Origin of the sequence: Pantoea dispersa (assembly GCF_019890955.1) — a bacterium.
GTDB lineage: Bacteria > Pseudomonadota > Gammaproteobacteria > Enterobacterales > Enterobacteriaceae > Pantoea > Pantoea dispersa.
Genome location: NZ_CP082347.1, coordinates 625,957 through 639,717 on the forward strand (window position 1 = coordinate 625,957; position 13,761 = coordinate 639,717).

Annotated in this window: 18 protein-coding genes; 6 read left to right on the forward strand and 12 right to left on the reverse strand. The window is 58.3% G+C overall.

Translation table 11 applies throughout. The features are described 5' to 3' along the window. The first annotated feature begins 232 nt into the window (after positions 1-232). Both K7H94_RS21650 and K7H94_RS21655 read left to right on the forward strand, forming a co-directional pair. Complete coding sequence (locus K7H94_RS21650) at positions 233-1,129, forward strand: extracellular solute-binding protein (RefSeq protein WP_222952403.1); 897 nt, start codon at positions 233-235, stop codon at positions 1,127-1,129. Next, the gene (locus K7H94_RS21655; RefSeq protein WP_222952212.1) at positions 1,126-1,908 is read left to right on the forward strand and encodes a molybdate ABC transporter permease subunit; all 783 of its coding nucleotides are present in this window, start codon (positions 1,126-1,128) and stop codon (positions 1,906-1,908) included. The genes K7H94_RS21650 and K7H94_RS21655 overlap by 4 nt, the downstream gene beginning before the upstream one ends. Here the strand turns inward: K7H94_RS21655 and K7H94_RS21660 are convergent. From K7H94_RS21660 to K7H94_RS21690, 7 genes are all read right to left on the reverse strand, one after another. Continuing rightward, a complete protein-coding gene (locus K7H94_RS21660) occupies positions 1,905-2,294 on the reverse strand; it encodes a response regulator transcription factor (protein WP_215801028.1) in 390 nt (129 codons plus the stop codon). The two genes, K7H94_RS21655 and K7H94_RS21660, sit on opposite strands and share 4 nt — an antisense overlap. A gap of 210 nt (positions 2,295-2,504) precedes the next feature. Further along, positions 2,505-3,281 (reverse strand): ABC transporter ATP-binding protein, encoded by a 777-nt coding sequence (locus tag K7H94_RS21665; RefSeq protein WP_058758981.1) that lies wholly within the window; start codon positions 3,279-3,281, stop codon positions 2,505-2,507. Next, positions 3,281-3,964, reverse strand: a complete 684-nt coding sequence (locus tag K7H94_RS21670; protein WP_058758980.1) for an ABC transporter permease — start codon at positions 3,962-3,964, stop codon at positions 3,281-3,283. Before K7H94_RS21670 ends, K7H94_RS21665 begins: the two co-directional genes overlap by 1 nt. Before the next feature lie 9 nt (positions 3,965-3,973). After that, positions 3,974-4,693: an ABC transporter permease gene (locus K7H94_RS21675; RefSeq protein ID WP_058758979.1), complete on the reverse strand. Its 720-nt coding sequence runs from the start codon at positions 4,691-4,693 to the stop codon at positions 3,974-3,976. Between the two features lie 12 nt (positions 4,694-4,705). Next, entirely contained in the window at positions 4,706-5,551 is an 846-nt protein-coding gene (locus K7H94_RS21680) for a transporter substrate-binding domain-containing protein (protein WP_238562173.1), read from the reverse strand. A gap of 15 nt (positions 5,552-5,566) precedes the next feature. Continuing rightward, positions 5,567-6,754 carry a M20 metallopeptidase family protein gene (locus K7H94_RS21685; RefSeq protein WP_104093438.1) on the reverse strand — a complete coding sequence of 396 codons (1,188 nt, stop codon included), beginning with the start codon at positions 6,752-6,754 and terminating at the stop codon, positions 5,567-5,569. A 271-nt stretch (positions 6,755-7,025) separates the two neighbouring features. Further along, on the reverse strand, positions 7,026-7,925 hold the full coding sequence (locus tag K7H94_RS21690) for a LysR substrate-binding domain-containing protein (protein WP_058781031.1): 900 nt from the start codon (positions 7,923-7,925) through the stop codon (positions 7,026-7,028). Between the two features lie 104 nt (positions 7,926-8,029). On the opposite strand from K7H94_RS21690, the gene K7H94_RS21695 reads away from it, so the two are divergent. From K7H94_RS21695 to K7H94_RS23195, 3 genes are all read left to right on the forward strand, one after another. Then, positions 8,030-8,734, forward strand: a complete 705-nt coding sequence (locus K7H94_RS21695; protein WP_222952213.1) for an SDR family oxidoreductase — start codon at positions 8,030-8,032, stop codon at positions 8,732-8,734. Positions 8,735-8,942: 208 nt separating this feature from the next. Further along, positions 8,943-9,074: a hypothetical protein gene (locus tag K7H94_RS23190; RefSeq protein ID WP_254919537.1), complete on the forward strand. Its 132-nt coding sequence runs from the start codon at positions 8,943-8,945 to the stop codon at positions 9,072-9,074. 29 nt (positions 9,075-9,103) lie between these two features. Further along, positions 9,104-9,235, forward strand: a complete 132-nt coding sequence (locus K7H94_RS23195) for a hypothetical protein (protein ID WP_254919538.1) — start codon at positions 9,104-9,106, stop codon at positions 9,233-9,235. A gap of 1 nt (position 9,236) precedes the next feature. Here the strand turns inward: K7H94_RS23195 and K7H94_RS21700 are convergent, their stop codons facing one another. Beyond that, positions 9,237-10,169: an AraC family transcriptional regulator gene (locus K7H94_RS21700; RefSeq protein WP_021508860.1), complete on the reverse strand. Its 933-nt coding sequence runs from the start codon at positions 10,167-10,169 to the stop codon at positions 9,237-9,239. Between the two features lie 160 nt (positions 10,170-10,329). On the opposite strand from K7H94_RS21700, the gene K7H94_RS21705 reads away from it, so the two are divergent. Beyond that, positions 10,330-11,064 carry an SDR family oxidoreductase gene (locus K7H94_RS21705; protein ID WP_058758975.1) on the forward strand — a complete coding sequence of 245 codons (735 nt, stop codon included), beginning with the start codon at positions 10,330-10,332 and terminating at the stop codon, positions 11,062-11,064. Between the two features lie 79 nt (positions 11,065-11,143). On the opposite strand, the gene corA is transcribed toward K7H94_RS21705, so the two are convergent. From corA to K7H94_RS21725, 4 genes are all read right to left on the reverse strand, one after another. After that, complete coding sequence (corA, locus tag K7H94_RS21710; protein WP_222952404.1) at positions 11,144-12,112, reverse strand: magnesium/cobalt transporter CorA; 969 nt, start codon at positions 12,110-12,112, stop codon at positions 11,144-11,146. A gap of 31 nt (positions 12,113-12,143) precedes the next feature. Then, positions 12,144-12,626, reverse strand: coding sequence for a GNAT family N-acetyltransferase (locus tag K7H94_RS21715; RefSeq protein WP_215801025.1), 483 nt, complete (start codon positions 12,624-12,626; stop codon positions 12,144-12,146). Positions 12,627-12,699: 73 nt separating this feature from the next. Beyond that, positions 12,700-13,020, reverse strand: a complete 321-nt coding sequence (locus K7H94_RS21720; protein ID WP_021508856.1) for an AzlD domain-containing protein — start codon at positions 13,018-13,020, stop codon at positions 12,700-12,702. Further along, complete coding sequence (locus K7H94_RS21725; protein ID WP_058758973.1) at positions 13,010-13,684, reverse strand: AzlC family ABC transporter permease; 675 nt, start codon at positions 13,682-13,684, stop codon at positions 13,010-13,012. The genes K7H94_RS21720 and K7H94_RS21725 overlap by 11 nt, the downstream gene beginning before the upstream one ends. Positions 13,685-13,761 lie beyond the last annotated feature (77 nt).

Below are 13,761 nucleotides of genomic sequence, written 5' to 3' on the forward strand. Positions count from 1 at the left end.
TTTAACCAGCAAACGGCTGGCCGCCTGCGTATGCGGTAGCTTGCGGATCGGTAAATGAATTTTTTTCTCTCAGCACGCGTTGCAATGGTACTAAAACCCGGCGCTGGCGCGCGACCGCAGGATTTCGCAACAGATTTTACCTTGCGCTAAAACGGAGAATTCCGATAATCGCTATCTACTCATTTATATAGCGAAAAGGAATCTCCGCGTGAAGACGCTTACCCTACTGTTAATGACTGCCGCCGGCGGATTGAGTTTACCGGCGCAGGCCGCCATGGATATCCGCGTGACGTATGCCGGTTCGATGGGAAAAGTGATGGATCAGGCACTGGGCCCGGCATTTGCACAACAGCATGACGGTAAGTATGAAGGTCAGGGCCAGGGGGCTTACGGCATGGCGCGTCTGCTGGCGAGCAAAAAAATCACCGCTGACGTGTTCGTGTCTATTACTCCCGGTCCGATGCAGATACTGAAAGACGCTGGACTGATCGACAACGCAGTACCGGCAGCCAGCACCAGCATGGTGATCGCCTATAACCCGAAAGGGCCGTTTGCGCCGCAGTTTGCCGCAGCCAAAGGCAATGATGGCCGCTGGCTTCAGCTGCTGGCAGCGCCGGGACTGAAATTTGGCCGGACCGATCCGGTAAACGATCCTAAAGGGCAAAACATTATTTTCACCCTGCTACTGGCGCAGAAGTATTACCGGCAGCCCGGCAGCGCTGACAACATTCTCGGCGGTTACCAGAATCCCGCGCAAACCCATCTGGAAGGTGGCTTACTGACGCGGCTCGAGAGCGGTCAGGTGGATGCGGCAGCAGGCTATGAAAGCGAAGTGATCTCTGCCCATCTGCCTTACATCGCGCTGCCCGATGAAATCAATCTCAGCAATCCGGCGATGGCGTCAAAGTGGTACAACACGGTCAGCTTTAGCGTCAAAGATAGTCAGGGTAAAGATAAAGTGCTGCACACCCAGCCGCTGGTCTATTACGCGGCGGTGCTCAGGAATGCGCCGCACGGTAAGGCCGCTGGCAAAGCCTTCATAGATTTCATGCTGAGTCCGTCAGGACAGACGCTGTTCAAACAGCATGGCTACGCCGCACCGAAGGGCGATGGGCTTTATACACCATGAAAATCCGCCATGCTGGCGCGCTGTGGCTGTCGCTGCCCGCCCTGGTGCTGCTGGCCGTGCCGTTTGTCACCCTGACGGGCGTCACACACTGGCAACACCTGCGGCTGGCGTGGGGTGACGGCGCGGCGATAACCACTTCGCTCAGTCTGGGGGCGATCGCGCTGGTGCTGATTTTTCTGACCGGCTTACCGCTGGCCTGGTGGCTGTCGCAGGCGCGGGGAAAAATACGCTGGCTGGTGGAAACGCTGGTGATGATCCCGCTGCTGACGCCGCCGCTGGCGATGGGAATCCTGCTGGTCAGCGCGTACGGTCCGTACAGTTTGCCCGGCCAGCTGCTGAGCAAGCTGGGCTGGACGCTGGTGAACAATCCCGCCGCCTTTATTCTGGCGCAGTGGTATGGCGCGCTGCCCTACTTTGTCACCAGCGCACGCTCGGCGTTTATCGCGGTGCCGCCGGAGATCCTTGAAGCGGGTCGGACGCTGGGTGCCGCGCCGTGGCCACGCTTCTGGCGGCTGGCGCTGCCCCTGGCCGCACCGGGCCTGGCGTCGGCTACGGCACTGGCGTGGGTGCGGGCGATGGGCGAATTCGGCATTGTGATGATTTTCGCCTGGTTTCCCCACGGAATGCCGGCGCAGTTGTACAACAATCTGCAAAACGACGGCGTGGATGCGGTGTATGTGCTGTTGTGGCTGTTACTGCTGTTTACCCTGCCGGTGCCGCTGCTGTGCGCGCTGGCTTTCCGGCGCGCGCTTTCCGGCAACACGGCGCGGCATCATTAGAGGCTGGCGCGCTGCTCGCTCTCACGCATCGCCAGCCGGACCGTCTCCAGCAGCGGTTCAATCTCCAGCGGTCGGGTGAAAAAGGCAAAGGCGCCCTGAGCAAACAAGCGCCGGCAGACTTCCAGCGTGTCGTGCCCGGTCATGATGATCACCGGCAGCAGCGGATGGCGTGCGCCCTGCCGGGCCAGCCAGCTCAGGCCGCTACTCTCTGGCTGTCGCACATCAAGCAGCAGACAGCCGCATACGGCTTGCTGACCGGCGGCGGCGGTTTCGAACGATGCCAGGTCGGCAAAGTCGGCGACTTCGTAGTCCACGGTTCGCAGCAGAAATCCCAGCGACTCGCGCACGGATACATCATCATCCACTAACCACACCTTCGCGCCCATTACGTACTCCGCCTGTAGAAAAATGAGGAAAATTTCGGCCCTCTCTGTCGCGCGGTAACGCAACAGCAGCCAGACCTGACGGTAGCTGGTTATCGATGGACGTGAAGTGCGCGACGACGTGCACCTTCCCTGCGCCGATAAAAAAGCCCTCCGTTGAGGGAGGGCGATTTTTCCATAATTTGGCTTAGAACACCATTGGCACAAATCTGGTTAGCTGTTGCGCTGCAGGTGGCTGCTGACAAAAGCGCGACAGCGCGCCGAGATCGGTTCGCTAAACACCTGCTGCGGCGATCCGGACTCTTCGATTTTGCCCTGATGCAGAAACACCGCTTTGTTTGATACATCGCGCGCGAACCCCATTTCATGGGTGACGATAATCATGGTGCGCCCCTCTTCCGCCAGGCTGCGGATGACGCGCAGCACTTCGCCCACCAGCTCCGGGTCGAGTGCGGAAGTGGGTTCATCAAACAGTATCGCTTTCGGCTGCTGCGCCAGCGCCCGGGCAATCGCCACGCGCTGCTGCTGGCCACCGGAAAGCTGCGACGGCCACGCGTTGCGCTTTTCGTATAACCCGACTTTTTGCAGCAGCGCTTCGGCCTCAGCAACGGCCTCCTGATGACTGCGCTTCTGCACATGGATCGGCGCCTCAATGATGTTCTGCAGCACGGTTTTGTGCGGCCACAGATTGAAGCCCTGAAACACAAAGCCGAGCTGCATGCGCATCAGCTTAATGCGGCGGCGCTGTTCACGGCTCAGCTTTTCGTCCGCGTTATCGAGGGTGACCACTTCATCGCCCACGGCAATCTCACCGGCCTGTGGCACTTCAAGAAACGGGATGCAGCGCAGCAGCGTACTTTTACCGGAGCCACTGGCACCGATCAGCGAAATGACGTCGCCATCCTGCGCCGTCAGGCTGATGTCATGCAGCACTTCATGCCCGCTATAACTTTTTCTGAGATGGCTCAGGGCAATAGTGGGTTTGTTCATTAACGTGCTCCAGCATGATAAGGGGACAAACGGCGCTCCAGCAGCGCCACCGCTTTGCTCACCAGCACGGTCAGCAGCAGATAGATAATCGCCGCGCTGATAAACACCTCCAGCGCGCGGAAGGTTTCTGACACGATGGAGTCGGCGATGCCGGTCATCTCCATCAGGCTGATAGTGCTCACCAGCGATGTGGATTTGATCATCGAGATGATCTCATTGCTGTAGGCCGGCAACGCCTGACGCACCGCCAGCGGCAGCGTGATGCGCCGCAGCGTGGTGAAGCGCGACATGCCGCACACTTTCGCCGCTTCCAGTGACTGCACGCTAACCGCATTCAGTCCGCCGCGCAGGATCTCGGCGGTGTAAGCCGCGTCGTTGAGAATCAGCGCAATTAACCCGCACCAGTAGGGCTCACGCAGCAGCGGCCACAGCACGCTTTCGCGCACCGCCGGCAGGCTGCCGAGGCCATAGTAAATCATGAAGATTTGAATCAGCAGCGGCGTACCGCGGAACAGCCAGACATAAAAACGCGTAACGTAGCTGCCAAGGCGATGCTGCCGCAGCAAATTCAGCAGCAGCGCCAGTATCCCGCCGCCCAGCAGGGACAATACCGCCAGGTTGAGCGTCAGCGGCAGTCCGCGCAGCAGCGCCGCCAGCGTGTGCTGTAAAAAGGTGAAATCCATCGTGGCTCCTTACAACCGCGCGCGTTGTTGCCCGCGCATGGCCACTTTTTCCACATAGCGGAAGAAGAAATCTGAACAGGTGGTGATAATCAGGTAAATCACCGCGCCTACGCTGTAGAAGAAAAACGGCATCTGGGTGGAATTCGACGCGGTGGAAATCTGGTTCATGGTTTCTACCAGCCCGGTCACCGATACCAGCGCCGACTCCTTAATCACCGATTGCCACTGATTACCCATACCCGGCAGCGCGGTGCGCAGCGCCTGCGGCACAATCATGCGGCGGAACAGCATAAAACGGCCCATACCGGTAACCGTAGCGGCTTCCAGCGTGCCGGCGGGGATCGCGTAAAACGCGCCGCGAAATACGCTGCTCTGATAAGCGCCGGAAATCAGCCCGATGGCGATCGCGCCCGCAACGAAGCCGTTAACGTCAAACGGTCCCTGCAGGCCGATAGCTTCACCGATAAACCCGACCACCTGTCGGCCGCCAAAGTAGAACAGGTAGATCACCAGCAGCTCCGGCACGCCGCGAAATAGCGTGATGTAGCCGCTGGCAACACGCTGCTGCCAGCGGCCGCCACCAATCTGCATCCAGCACAGCAGGCTGCCGAGCATCGCGCCCAGCAGCCACGCACACAGCGAGACCGTTACCGTGACGGTGGCGGCGTCCAGCAGCACGCCGCCCCAGCCCTCGTCACCAAAACCTAACAGTTGCCAGTCAATAGTCATAAGCGCTCAGCATTATTCCGCAGGCGCGACGTTCTCGCCGAACCATTTCTCTGACAGTTGCTTCAGCGTGCCGTCTTTGATCATCGACACCAGCGCCTGATCCAGCGCGGCTTTCAGCTCCGGATTGTTTTTACGAATGGCAATCGCCGAGCCCTGGCCCAGCACACCGCCAACAAAGCCGTAACCGGTGCTGTTTACCGTATCCGCGTGTTTTTTCACATAAGCATTGAGGTTGGTGCGCGATGCCATGACCGCATCAACCCGGCCATTGAGCAGATCGGCGAAGGTTTCCGGGCCGGCCTGATAGGTACGGATAGTCGCGACGTCACCGAGGTATTTGTTGAGGAAATCGGCCTGAATGGTAGCGACCTGCACCGCAATGGTTTTGCCTTTGAACTTCGCCTTCAGCGCGTCGATGGCTTTGTTCATACCGGCTTCATCGGTCGCCTGTACCACTTCACCGTTGCCCGGCAGGGTATCCACTGCGCTACCCTTCAGCGTGACGAAGCCCGATACGCTCACGGTGTACTGATGGGTAAAATCCACCACTTCTTGACGTTTTGGCGTCACGGTGACGGCATCGACCACTGCATCATATTTGCCATCAGCGAGGCCGGGGATCAGTCCGGACCACTTTTGCGCGACGATTTCATATTTGAATCCCGCGCGTTTCGCCAGTTCGGCCACCATATCGGGCTCGTAGCCGACAATTTTGCCGCTCGGCGTGGACTGGTTAAACGGCGGATAGGCCGCTTCGGTGGCAAATTTTAATGTGCCAAAATCTTTTGCCTGAACCACGGCAGAAGCCAGCAGCAACAGGCCCGCGGAGGCGGAGAACAGCCCTTTACGCATCATCATAAAACCTCATTATTATCAGGAGAGTAAGTCGATCGCTATACGGGCCAGAGCCTGTGTGCCAGCGTGAATGCTGCGTTCGTCCGGCTGATAGTCGGAGTTGTGCAGATGGTCGTCGCGCCCCGGCGCGCCAGAGCCGATATGGATCTGACAGCCCGGCACACGCTCGGTAAACAGCGAGAAATCTTCCGCGCCAAAACTGCTGCTGGGTTTTGCCACCACCGGCTTGCCGAACTGGTGCGAGAGGATCGGCTCCAGTGCATCAATCAGCGCATCATCATTCATCAGCGGCGGTACGCCTCGTTGATAATTGACCTCAATCCGCGTATTGAGTGACAGCGCCACACCGGCACAGATGCGGCGGAAAGCGTCTTCCATGTGAGCGCGCGCCTGCGGTGATTTAGCGCGGATAGTGCCCTGAATCAGGCAGCTGTCGGAGATGATGTTATGAGTGGTGCCACCGTGGATATGGCCAATCGTCAGCACAGCAGAGTTCGCCGGATCGAGCTCGCGCGACACAATGGTCTGCAACTGCGTTACCAGGCTGGCGGCGGCAATGATCGGATCGGTACCCATGTGCGGACGGGCGGCGTGGGTGGATTTGCCGTGAATCACTACGTCGAATTCATCGCTGGAGGCGGTGCTGGCACCGCGCGTCAGGGCGATTTCTCCTGCGGCCAGCTCTGGCTTATTGTGCAGCGTGATCGCCACATCAATGCCGTCCGCTGCGCCGGCAGCAATCATGGCTTGCGCGCCGCTCTCTGGCGTCTCTTCCGCCGGCTGAAAAATCAGCCGCACCGTGCCGTGCAGCTGGCTGCGCAGGTCCGCGAGGATCGCCGCGACGCCGAGCAGCGTAGCCGTGTGGATATCGTGGCCGCAGGCATGCATTTTACCCGGCCAGATGCTGCTAAACGGCAGCCCGGTCTGCTCATGAATCGGCAGCGCATCCATATCGGCGCGCAGCAGCACGGTTTTGCCCGGCTGCGCGCCGGTAATGTCCACCATCACGCCAGTGCGGCCCACGCCGGTTTGCGGCGTCAGCCCGAGGCGCAACAACTCCTGCTCCACGATGGCTGCGGTGCGGACGGTGTCGAAACCGAGTTCCGGATGTGCGTGAATATCGCGACGGATGGCGATGAGGTGCGCCTGCATGCTTTCACTTCTGGCGCTGATATCCCTGGCTAAAAGAATTTTATGATCGGTCATGGTGGTAATACGGTTATGCAGGCTGTCGCCTGGCCGTTATGGCATTTTTATGAAATTCAGCGTTTTATTTATTCACAGCCCTCAGCAGATTGCAACGCACAATTCCTTCCCTTAATTGCTGAATTTGCGTGATATTTTTCTAAAACCCTGCCTGGGCAGGATAAACCTTATAAAATGCATGCTCAGTCAGTTATAACATTCATAATTCGCAGGCGATCATCAGTTTTACTGATTTTGTTATTGAACATAAAAGCATCGCGTTGCTCAGCCATCAATCTTTGCTCTGCTCCGCCTGACTGAGTAGCCACGCACGAACCGCACTCACCGTTGCCTGCTCACGCGGACGTCGCGGAGCCACCAGATACCAGCCGGCATCAACGGGCATCTCACGATGCCAGGCGGGAACCAGCCGACCGCTGGCCAGATCGTTCTGCACAAAATGCGGGCTGGTCAGTGCGATACCCTGACCACTCAGCGCCGCTTCCAGCGCCAGCGCGGTCTGGTTGAAGCGCAGATGATGCTGATGCTGCAGCGACTGACCGGGGAACATAAACGCCAGGAACGCCGGCCACAGGTGATGGCCATCGTGCAGCAGCGGATAGCGCAGGCAATTTTCTGGCTGCGCCGCATCACCGTGTTGTGCCAGCAGCGCCGGGCTGACCACCGCCAGCACCGTCTGGCTAAACAGCAGCGTGGCCTCCAGCCCGCTACCAAACGGCGGCCGGCCATAGCGCACCGCCAGGTCGACGCCTTCATGGTGAAACTGCACCAGCCGTTCAGAGGCCAGCACGCGCAGGTCGATATCCGGCCAGGCCGCGGTAAATGCCGGTAAACGCGGCAGCATCCAGCGGCTGGCAAAGGTCGGTGTTACGCTCAGCGTCAGGCGATCCGGCTCCGGGCGCAGCGTGCGCGTCGCCTCATCAATCAGCTCAAATGCCTGTCGAATGTGCACCGCATAGCCTGCACCGGCAGCGGTCAGCGCCAGCGAACGCGGCAACCGATCGAACAGTTTCAGGCCCAGGCTGGCCTCGAGACCGCGAATATGCTGCGCAACCGCACCCTGCGTCACGCCGAGCTCTTCAGCGGCGAGGCGAAAATTAAGGTGCCGCGTCACGGCTTCAAATACCCGAAGTGCATTCAGCGACGGTAATGCCTGAAAGCCCTGATTCATCCTGTAGTTTTCCTATCGTCAATTGCCAGCTGAGCTGACTCTCTGCGGCATCTCCCGGCCATTATACTGGCATCACAGGATATTTAATTGATGAGGTTACTCACATGACAGTAGAAAAAGTTGCGGTGATTGTCGCAGGTGGCAGCGGTATGGGCGCAGCGGCAGCGGATAAGCTGGCCAGCGAGGGTTTCAGGGTTGCGATTCTTTCCTCCTCCGGCAAAGGCGAGGCGCTGGCGAATCGTCTGGGCGGGCTCGGTATTACCGGTTCGAATCAGTCAGTGGACGATTTGCAGCACCTGATTGATGCCACTCTGGCGCGCTGGGGACGTATTGACGTGCTGGTTAACAGTGCCGGTCACGGTCCGCGCGCGCCAATCCTCGAATTAAGCGATGATGCGTGGCAGCAGGGAATGGAAACCTACTTCCTCAACGTGGTGCGCGCTGTACGTCTGGTCACGCCGATCATGCAGCAGCAGGGTGGCGGCAGTATCATTAATATCTCGTCGGCATGGACGTTTGAACCCACCGACATGTTCCCGACCTCGGCCGTGTTTCGTGCCGGTCTGGCTTCTTTCAGTAAAATCTTTGCCGACACCTACGCAGCTGAGAATATTCGTATCAACAACGTCCTGCCTGGCTGGATTGATAGCCTGCCGAAAACGGATGAACGGCGCGACAGCGTGCCCATGCAGCGCTACGGCACGGCTGCAGAAGTGGCGGCTACCATTGCGTTTCTTGCTTCGCCCGGCGCGGCTTATATCACCGGGCAGAATCTTCGCGTGGACGGCGGCGTCACGCGCAGCGTGTAACCGGCTTTGCTGTGCCTGCTGGCCACAGCGGCATCTGATGTCCGCTGTGGCTGCCGCCTGCCTCATGATGAATTTCTCAGCCTGTTTTCAAGACTGGTCTTGTCGTTTCGCGGCCTTATAACACGTCAGAATGTTCTTATTCGCTGACAGAATTTTCTGTTCTCAGCTGCCAGATATTCCCGGTAAAACTTTCTGATTTGAGGTTGCTATGCCACTGCTTCTTCGTATGCGTCTGCACACGCTGCTGACTCCCGAACGCCATCTTGTCTGGCGTTTCCTGCTAACAGGTTGTGCATTTTTCTGGATTCTGCTGGTGGTTGCCGTGATGGGGCTGCGCTGATCAGTTGCTGGCTGTTGTGAGGGATAATTATGGTATTAATGTTATCGCCGCGCCTCAGTGCGCTGCTGAGTTTTTCCCGCCGGTTACTGTGCCAGCTGGCACTGGCTGCCAGCCTGCTGTTCTGGATTGGCGTGGTGGCGGCAATCGTCATCGCGTACTGACCTAATGTGCCTGTAGCCGCGCGGATAACTGTTCCGGCGGCAGAAGCGCAAAGGCGCGTTTCATCACCCGCGCCTCGTCAGCCGGGGTGCGACCAAACATCCGCTTAAACTCCCGATTGAACTGTGAATCACTTTCGTAACCAACGCGTGCGGCGGCACCGGCGGCGGTGAGATTATCGCGAATCATCATCAAACGCGCCTGATGCAGCCGCAAGGACTTGAGATACTGAATCGGCGAGGTCTGCGTGACGCTTTTGAAATGCAGATGGAAGCGCGGAACGCTCATGCCCGCTTCGCTGGCCAGATGCGGCACATCCAGCGGCTGCTGCCAGTCAGCATGAATGCGCTGCAGCGCCCGCGCGATACGGCCAAAGTGCCCCTGATAGGTCAGCGCTGCGCGCACCGCACCGCCCTGCTCACCCAGCAACACACGAAAGCAAATCTCTTCTACCCGTGCCGGGCCTAAAACCTGCGCTTCCAGCGGATCGCTCAGCGCCTGCAACAGGCGCAGCGTGCTGTCCGCCAGCGTCTCATTTACCGGCGTCGAAATAATGCTGGCTGGTGTCTCCGCCAGCGGAATGTCTGCCGCTGCGACCTGCGTCACCAGTCGCGCCAGCGTGGCCGCATCCAGACGGATAGCCAGCCCCAGCAACGGTTCAGCCGAGGTCGCTTCAGTCTCAGCGGAAAACGGCAGCGGCACCGACAACACCAGATAGTGCTGTGCATCGTAGCGATACATTTTGTCGGCAAGAAACGCCCGCTTCGAGCCCTGACAGATAATGATGATGCTCGGCTCATAAAGAACCGGCGTGCGCGCCCACTGCCGGTCGGCACGCATAAAGCGCACGCTGTCGAGCAGTGAAGCAGTATAACCTTCCTGCGGTGCCAGCTGGCGCAGCAGCGCGCAGGTCTGCTGTTGTACGGTTTGCGACATAACGGGTTTCCGGTGAGAGGTTCAGGCAAAGCATAGCCAGGTTTCTTCCCTGCTCACAACAGTGACGAGAGAATCAGGCAATGATACGCCACAATCCGGTCTGTTCGCTTTAGCCGGCGTTTTCCACAATAGCCTCGTCAACCAACACGAGGAAACCATCATGGCTCATTCTAATGCGAAAGTGATTATTCTGACCGGCGCCAGCAGCGGCATCGGCGAAGCGATAGCGCGTCTGCTGGCCAGTCAGGGGCATAAACTGGTGCTGGGCGCGCGCCGTACCGATCGACTGGCAATACTGTGTGATGAACTGCGTGCCAGCGGCGCGCAACTGGATTATCTGGCCACCGACGTAACGCAGCGAGCCGATACGCAGCAGCTGGCCGATTTTGCCCGCGATAAATATGGTCGGGTTGATGTAATGATCAACAATGCCGGCGTTATGCCGCTGTCGCCGCTCAGTTCGCTGAAGGTGGATGAATGGGATCGTATGCTCGACGTCAACGTGCGTGGCGTACTGTACGGCATCGCTGCCGTGCTGCCAGTCATGGAATCGCAGCAAAGCGGCCATATCATCAATATCGCCTCGATTGGTGCGCTGGCGGTATCGCCGACGGCAGCGGTGTATTGCGCCACAAAATTCGCCGTTCGCGCCATTTCGGATGGCCTGCGTCAGGAATCGCGCCAGCTGCGGGTGACGGTCATTAATCCCGGCGTGGTGGAATCGGAACTGGCGGACACCATCACTGACGAGACCGCACGCGTGGCCATGCAGAGCTATCGTCAGATTGCGTTAAAACCCGAAGCCATTGCGCAGGCGGTGAGCTGGGCCATTAATCAGCCTGGCGAAGTTGATGTCAATGAGATCACGGTGCGCCCTACTGCCAGCGCGCATTGAGGCTAATGGAGCGTGGCGATTTCAGGCTGAAATCGCCCTGGCCTGCGCGTCTGGTGACAGCGCGCGCAGGCCATCACGCTTACAGCCAGCCCGCTTTTTTCAGCCGCCACCACATAACGAAACAGATCACCAGCGTGACCGCCAGCGCCGCCGGATAGCCAAAGTGGCTGTGCAGCTCTGGCATGTCTGAGAAGTTCATGCCGTACATACTGAAGATGATGGTCGGCACAATCAGGATTGCCCCCCAGCCGGCCAGTTTTTTATTCACCTCACTCTGCTGTACCGAGACCAGTGCCAGATTCACCTGCATGGCGCTGGCCAGCGTTTCGCGCATGTCTTCGGCATCAATCATGACGTGGTGCGCGTGATCCTGCACGTCGCGCAGATAGGCGCGCAGATTTTTCGGGATGATATCTTCATGGAAGCGCACCAGCTGCGGGCAGATCTCTGTCACCGGCATCGCCGCATTGCGCAACGACAGCAGCTGACGCCGCAAATGGTAAACATTCTCCAGCGTTACGCTGTCAAAGCGGGTGGTGAACATGCCGTCTTCCAGGTCAGCAATACGTTCACTCAGCGATTCGGTGATTTTGCTGTAGTTATCGACGATAAAATCGAGGATGCAGTAGAGCGCATAGCCGGGTCCCTGGCACAGCATGGCATGATTTTTTTCGGCTTTAGCGCGGATCGCTTTATAGCCCTCAACCGAACCGTGACGCACGGTAATCAGAAAATTTTTGCCGAGGAAAAAGTGGGTTTCGCCAAAGCTGATGCGCTGGCGATCTTCCATGTGTGCGGTTTTCACCACGATAAATACCGATTCGCCGTACTGCTCAATCTTAGGCCGCTGATGCGCCACCAGCGCATCCTCAATCGCCAGCTCATGCAGGCTAAACTCTTCCTGCAGCGTTTGCATGAACGCCGGATCGGGTTGATACAGGCCAAGCCAGACGAACGATTTTTCCTCTTTCAGCACTTCGCTGATTTGATCGACTTCGATATGCTCTTCGCGTTTGCCGTGGCGATACACCACGCAGTTAATCACCATTTTCGCGTTGTCCTTGTTGTACTCACTATCCCTAATCATAGCTGCAAAGCCTGAGCTGCATTTCGATACACGCTAAATCCGCACCGGCCAGCGCAGAGGGATAAAGCGCCTCGCGCAGCGTGCTGAAACCGTGACGTAAATAAAAACCACTGGCATTCGGTGTCGCAGCCAATGTCAGGTGGCTAAACGCGCGACGGCGTGCTTCAGCAATAATGGCGTGCATAATCGCACTGGCATAGCCTTTACCGTGGCAGGCTGGCAAAGTAAAAATCGCTTCAACGCTGCCGCTTTGCAGATCGAGAAAGCCGGTCGCAGCCACACCGTACTTTGCATCATCAATTACATAAAAAGGATTATTTTTCACGGCATCGTAGTAAGCATGCGGTAATTCGTCCGGCGTCCATGCGGCAATGATCTCAGCGGAGTAAACCTCACGACAGCCATGCCGAATGGCAAGATTACGGATTCGCCATAGGGCCGGTGTTTCATCAATGTGGGCTAGTCGCGGCGTCATCTTTACTCCTGTTGAGCTAACTGCGGACTTGCCACAGTAGCAAAAAAACGTGATGAAAAGATAACGCCGCCGCTTACGGCACGCCAAAATAGCGCAGCAGCGCCGTCATCACCGCCGCACCGATGATTACCAGGATCAATGGCGCGCGACGCCAGGCGAGAAACACCGCGAACAACACGCCGGTCAGTCGCGCAACGCCGGCGAAATCGGTGCCCTCAAACAGCGCGGTGGTGACAGCGACAGCCAGCAGCAGCACCGTTGCCGCGTCGGACAGCATGTTGCGCACCCGTTCCGACATGTGCATCCGGCTGCCCAGCCGGTAACCGGCAAAGCGAATCGCATACGTGCCTGCAGCCAGCAGCGCGATGCCGGCAATCACTAAACTATTTTGCATCTTTGCGCTCCCGCCAGCTCAGCAAACCGAGTAAAGAAAACAGCACCGGCATACCGGCTGGCACAAAAGGCGTTGCCAGCACGGAAAGTAGCGCCCCGAGGGTGGCCGGAATGCGCGTGCGACGCTGGCGCAGCGCCGGGAAAATCAGCGCGATCAGGATGGCCGGAAACACCGCGTCCAGGCCAATCGCCGACACATCAGGAATAAAGCGTCCAATCACCGCACCGGCAATCACCGTGAGCGGCCAGATGGCAAAAATACCCAGTCCGCAAACCCAGTAAGCCGCCCGACGCTGCGCCAGCTTCGGCTGTGAAATACCGAACACCACGCTCTCGTCATTCATGATATGGCAGCCCAGCAGACTGCGTCCGCCCTGCCCGACCAGGTCTTTCACCGCAATGCCAAACGGCAAATGACGCGCGTTGACCAGTAAACCGGCTGCGGCAGCGGTTAGCGGACTGCCGCCGCCCGCCACGATGCCGATAAATAAAAACTCGGACGCCCCCGCCAGCACCAGCGTCGAGAGCGCAATCGGCACCCAGAGCGGAAAACCGTCGGCAGCGGCAAGAGAACCATAGGAGAGGCCAACGATGCCGTCGGCCAGACAAACAAGAAAGATCGCTTTCAATACGCCGCGATCAAGCGGTACGGCACCCAGACGCATCACAATTTGATCTCATAACGAACAAGAAAGACGTTATAATGAACGCACCGTACGTGTTTTACAAGATGAACAAATCG

Bases quoted from the DNA above. Each gene is read 5' to 3' on its own strand.
- K7H94_RS21670 (WP_058758980.1), bottom strand. From the start codon at position 3,964: ATGGATTTCACCTTTTTACAGCACACGCTGGCGGCGCTGCTGCGCGGA.
- K7H94_RS21665 (WP_058758981.1), bottom strand. From the start codon at position 3,281: ATGAACAAACCCACTATTGCCCTGAGCCATCTCAGAAAAAGTTATAGC.
- K7H94_RS21700 (WP_021508860.1), bottom strand. From the start codon at position 10,169: ATGTCGCAAACCGTACAACAGCAGACCTGCGCGCTGCTGCGCCAGCTG.
- K7H94_RS21650 (WP_222952403.1), top strand. From the start codon at position 233: ATGACTGCCGCCGGCGGATTGAGTTTACCGGCGCAGGCCGCCATGGAT.
- K7H94_RS21690 (WP_058781031.1), bottom strand. From the start codon at position 7,925: ATGAATCAGGGCTTTCAGGCATTACCGTCGCTGAATGCACTTCGGGTA.
- K7H94_RS23190 (WP_254919537.1), top strand. From the start codon at position 8,943: ATGCCACTGCTTCTTCGTATGCGTCTGCACACGCTGCTGACTCCCGAA.
- K7H94_RS21725 (WP_058758973.1), bottom strand. From the start codon at position 13,684: ATGCGTCTGGGTGCCGTACCGCTTGATCGCGGCGTATTGAAAGCGATC.
- K7H94_RS21705 (WP_058758975.1), top strand. From the start codon at position 10,330: ATGGCTCATTCTAATGCGAAAGTGATTATTCTGACCGGCGCCAGCAGC.
- K7H94_RS21675 (WP_058758979.1), bottom strand. From the start codon at position 4,693: ATGACTATTGACTGGCAACTGTTAGGTTTTGGTGACGAGGGCTGGGGC.
- K7H94_RS21685 (WP_104093438.1), bottom strand. From the start codon at position 6,754: ATGACCGATCATAAAATTCTTTTAGCCAGGGATATCAGCGCCAGAAGT.
- K7H94_RS21720 (WP_021508856.1), bottom strand. From the start codon at position 13,020: ATGCAAAATAGTTTAGTGATTGCCGGCATCGCGCTGCTGGCTGCAGGC.
- K7H94_RS21715 (WP_215801025.1), bottom strand. From the start codon at position 12,626: ATGACGCCGCGACTAGCCCACATTGATGAAACACCGGCCCTATGGCGA.
- corA (WP_222952404.1), bottom strand. From the start codon at position 12,112: ATGGTGATTAACTGCGTGGTGTATCGCCACGGCAAACGCGAAGAGCAT.
- K7H94_RS21695 (WP_222952213.1), top strand. From the start codon at position 8,030: ATGACAGTAGAAAAAGTTGCGGTGATTGTCGCAGGTGGCAGCGGTATG.
- K7H94_RS21655 (WP_222952212.1), top strand. From the start codon at position 1,126: ATGAAAATCCGCCATGCTGGCGCGCTGTGGCTGTCGCTGCCCGCCCTG.
- K7H94_RS21660 (WP_215801028.1), bottom strand. From the start codon at position 2,294: ATGGGCGCGAAGGTGTGGTTAGTGGATGATGATGTATCCGTGCGCGAG.
- K7H94_RS21680 (WP_238562173.1), bottom strand. From the start codon at position 5,551: ATGATGATGCGTAAAGGGCTGTTCTCCGCCTCCGCGGGCCTGTTGCTG.
- K7H94_RS23195 (WP_254919538.1), top strand. From the start codon at position 9,104: ATGGTATTAATGTTATCGCCGCGCCTCAGTGCGCTGCTGAGTTTTTCC.